Origin of the sequence: Methylobacterium crusticola, from assembly GCF_003574465.1 — a bacterium.
Taxonomy (GTDB): Bacteria; Pseudomonadota; Alphaproteobacteria; order Rhizobiales; family Beijerinckiaceae; genus Methylobacterium; species Methylobacterium crusticola.
In genome coordinates, this window is record NZ_QOWC01000375.1 from 1 (window position 1) to 3,703 (window position 3,703).

A 3,703-nucleotide genomic window follows, 5' to 3' on the forward strand; every position below is an offset into this window, starting at 1 on the left:
GCCGCCGGGGCACGTCCGGCCCCGCCGCGGCGGCGTTCCGGCCGGGGGAGCGGCTCACGGCGCGTACGCGCTGGCGGAGGCCGGGATGGCCGGCGCGGGCGGGCGCGGGCCCGCGACCGGCCGGATCGTGGGCCGCCGCCAGGGCCCGTCGATGGCGAACAGGCTCGCCGGGCGGGCCTCGGCCAGCGGCCGGCCCTCGGTGCGCGGCTCGATCCGGACCTCGGCCCCGAGCTGCCGGTCGGGCAGGGAGATACGGCCGCCGAGGCCCGCCACCAGGGCCCCGCCCCGGATCTGCCCCTGGGTGATCTCGGCGACGCCGTCGCTCAGGCTGAGCGTCACCCGCGCCCGCTCGAAATGGGTGCGGCCGCCGCGGCGGAGCGCGGTGGCGGCGGTCTCGGGGCGCTGGGACAGCTCGGCGAGGTTCAGCCCGAGGATCTCGCCGCCCTCGATCGCCGCCGTGGCGCGGCCGCCCAGGCGCGCCACGAGGGCGGCGAGGCTCGCGCCGCCGGCGCTCTCCAGGGCGAGGGTGCCCTGCACCCGGCCGAGGATCCAGCGCGGCTCGCCGAGATCGGCCAGGAGCGCCCCGAGGTCGAGCCGGTCGACGGTGCCCTGGAGCTTGGCGTCGAGGCCCGCCGGCGTCGCCGCGAGGGCGGCCCGGCCCTTGAGCGTGCCGCCCTGCACGGTGGCGCGCCCGAGGGTCGCCTCGACGGCGCCGTCGCGCACGAGGAGGCCGGCGGCGACGTCCTCGGCCTCGAGCGGGCCGAGGCGGGCCGAGGCGGCCGAGAGCCGCAGGTCGAGGTCGCCGCGGGTGTAGGCGGCAAGCGACAGGGCGCCGCGGCCCTCCTCGCCGGAGGGGGCCCCGGGGAGGAGGGACGAGAGGTCGAGCCGGTCGGCCGCGAGGGTGCCGGAGACGGCGAGGCGGCCGTGGACCAGGGTCGCGGCCCCGGCGCCCTCCAGCGTGTTGTCGCCGGCCCTGACGCGCAGGGACGGCCACTCCACCGCCCCGGGCCGGGCCTCGAAGCGCCCGTCGAGGCCGAAGGGACCGGCCAGGGGCCCGAGCGGCACCTCGGCCCCGAGCCAGGCCAGGGTCTCGGGCAGGGCCCGCGTGGCGAGCCGGCCGCGGCCGGCGAGGTGCGGGCCGTCCCGCCAGGAGGCGATGCCGTCGAGCTCCAGGGAGCCGGCCGCCCAGGTCAGGGCGGCGCTGAACGGGCTGCCCGCCTCGGTGGCGAGGTCGCCCGGGCGCAGGCCCGCCAGCGCGACCGTGGCGGGCACGCCGCGCCAGGTGAAGGTGCCGGAGAGGTCGAGGCCGGCGCTCGGGCGCGGCCAGGCCGCCACGAGGTTGACGTCCGTGGCGCGCTCGACCGCGCCCGTGCGGGGATCGCGGCCCGTGACGGTCGCCCCGGCGAGGACGAGGCGGCGCAGGTGCCGGCCCTGGCCGGCGGCGAGGCGGGCGGCGAGCCGGTCCACGGGCTCGCCCCAGCCGCCCCCGTCGGGCAGGGCGATGCGGGCCCGATCCAGGGTGACGCCGGTGACCTCGGGCCGCCCGGCCAGGAGGCCGCCGAGGCCGAGCTGGACCTGGAGGCCCTCGCTCTCCACGAGGGTCTGGCCGTCGTGGCGCAGGCGCGCCTCGCGGAAGGTGAGGCGGGGCGCCGGCAGGAGCGTCACCGTGGCGGTGCCGGCAGCCTCGAGGGAGAGGCCGTAGCGGCGCGCGAGGTCCCGGCCCACGAAGGCGGCCGCCCGCGGCGTGGCGAGGGTCCAGGACAGGGAGGACGCGGCCAGGACGAGGGCCGAGACGCCGCCGCACAGGACCAGGGTGGATCGGCGCGACATCGCTCTCCGGAATGGACTCGTGACCAGACTGCCGCCCCATGGCCACCGCGCCGGCCGCCCGACAGGCACACCCGGCGAAGATCGCCACCCCGGGGACACCCTTATCCGGTCCGGAGGCATTTGTCTTCCGTCCCCCCTGCAACCCGCAGGGACGATCCCCTGCAACCCACGGGGGCGATCCCCCGCGCCCCGCGGGGGCGATCCCCCGCGACCCGCGGGGGCGATCTCCAGGGCAATGCTGCCGCGCGATTTCCCGGCCGGGCCGATGGTCAGGCGCCGCCGGGATGGCTAAACAGGGCGGCGAAGCGCCACAGCCGTGCGGGAGGCGGCGCGCGCCCGGCCGCTTCGCCGCGCGCGTGAGATCGAGGACACGAGGGATGAAGAAGGTATACCCCGACGCCGCCGCGGCCCTGGCGGGCGTCCTGCGGGACGGCATGACGATCATGGCGGGCGGCTTCGGCCTCTGCGGCATCCCCGACGTTCTCATCGACGCGGTGCGCGAGAGCGGGGCCAAGGACCTGACCGTCATCTCCAACAACGCCGGCATCGACGGCGTCGGCCTCGGCGTGCTGCTGGAGACGCGCCAGATCAAGAAGATGATCTCGTCCTACGTCGGCGAGAACAAGACCTTCGCCAAGCAGTACCTGGCGGGCGAGCTCGAGATCGAGTTCAACCCGCAGGGCACGCTGGCCGAGCGCATCCGCGCCGGCGGCGCCGGCGTCCCGGCCTTCTTCACCAAGACCGGGGTCGGCACGCTGATCGCCGAGGGCAAGGAGACCCGCGAGTTCGACGGCGAGACCTACGTGATGGAGCGCGGCCTGTTCGCCGACGTCGCCCTGGTCCACGCCTGGAAGGGCGACCACGAGGGCAACCTCGTCTACCGGAAGACCGCCCGCAACTTCAACCCGATGATGGCGACCGCCTCCCGCATGACGGTGGCCCAGGTCGAGCACCTGGTGGCGCCCGGCACCATCGACCCCGACCACATCGTCACCCCGGGCGTGTTCGTGAAGCGGATGGTCCACCTCGCGAACCCGGAGAAGCACATCGAGCAGCGCACCACGCGCAAGCGCCAGGACGCGGCCCCCGCCGCGGCTCCGACCGGCGGCGGCGCCATCTAACGGGATAGGAGACGGATCATGGCCTGGACCCGCGACCAGATGGCGGCGCGCGCCGCCCGCGAACTCGAGGACGGCTTCTACGTCAACCTCGGCATCGGCATCCCGACCCTGGTGTCGAACTACATCCCGGACGGCATGTCGGTGCAGCTCCAGTCCGAGAACGGGATGCTGGGCATGGGCCCGTTCCCGTACGAGGGCGAGGAGGATCCCGACCTGATCAACGCCGGCAAGCAGACCATCACGGAGCTGCCGACGACGAGCTACTTCTCGTCGTCCGACTCCTTCGCGATGATCCGCGGCGGCCACATCGACCTGTCGATCCTGGGCGCCATGCAGGTGGCCCAGAACGGCGACCTCGCCAACTGGATGATCCCCGGCAAGATGGTGAAGGGCATGGGCGGCGCCATGGACCTGGTCGCCGGCGTCAAGAAGGTCGTGGTGGTGATGGAGCATGTCGCCAAGGCCAAGGACGGCTCGGAATCCGCCAAGCTCCTCGAGGCCTGCGACCTGCCGCTGACCGGCACCCAGGTGGTCGACATGGTGATCACCGATCTCGGCGTCTTCACCATCGACAAGAAGGGCGACGGCGGCATGAGCCTCGTCGAGCTCGCCGACGGCGTCACCGAGGACGAGATCCGTGCCAAGACGCAAGGTCAGTACCGGGTGGCGCTCAAGAACACCTGAGGCGCGGGCGGCCCGGCCCCGCGGCGGGGCCCGGCTCCGCGGCGGGGCCCGGCCGGCGCGGCGCGCGC

The 3,703-nt window shown here is 75.4% G+C and carries 3 protein-coding genes; 2 read left to right on the plus strand and 1 reads right to left on the minus strand.

Annotated features, from left to right (window positions below; all coding sequences use genetic code 11):
* Positions 1-54 precede the first annotated feature (54 nt).
* On the minus strand, positions 55-1,830 hold the full coding sequence (locus DT057_RS34220) for an AsmA family protein (protein ID WP_128566457.1): 1,776 nt from the start codon (positions 1,828-1,830) through the stop codon (positions 55-57).
* 377 nt (positions 1,831-2,207) lie between these two features.
* On the opposite strand from DT057_RS34220, the gene DT057_RS34225 reads away from it, so the two are divergent.
* Together DT057_RS34225 and DT057_RS34230 are read left to right on the plus strand one after the other, a co-directional pair.
* On the plus strand, positions 2,208-2,951 hold the full coding sequence (locus DT057_RS34225) for a CoA transferase subunit A (protein ID WP_128566458.1): 744 nt from the start codon (positions 2,208-2,210) through the stop codon (positions 2,949-2,951).
* 18 nt (positions 2,952-2,969) lie between these two features.
* Complete coding sequence (locus DT057_RS34230; RefSeq protein WP_128566459.1) at positions 2,970-3,635, plus strand: 3-oxoacid CoA-transferase subunit B; 666 nt, start codon at positions 2,970-2,972, stop codon at positions 3,633-3,635.
* Positions 3,636-3,703: the final 68 nt, after the last annotated feature.

Excerpts from the sequence above, each read along its gene's own strand:
- DT057_RS34220 (WP_128566457.1), bottom strand. The coding sequence starts at position 1,830 with ATGTCGCGCCGATCCACCCTGGTCCTGTGCGGCGGCGTCTCGGCCCTC.
- DT057_RS34230 (WP_128566459.1), top strand. The coding sequence starts at position 2,970 with ATGGCCTGGACCCGCGACCAGATGGCGGCGCGCGCCGCCCGCGAACTC.
- DT057_RS34225 (WP_128566458.1), top strand. The coding sequence starts at position 2,208 with ATGAAGAAGGTATACCCCGACGCCGCCGCGGCCCTGGCGGGCGTCCTG.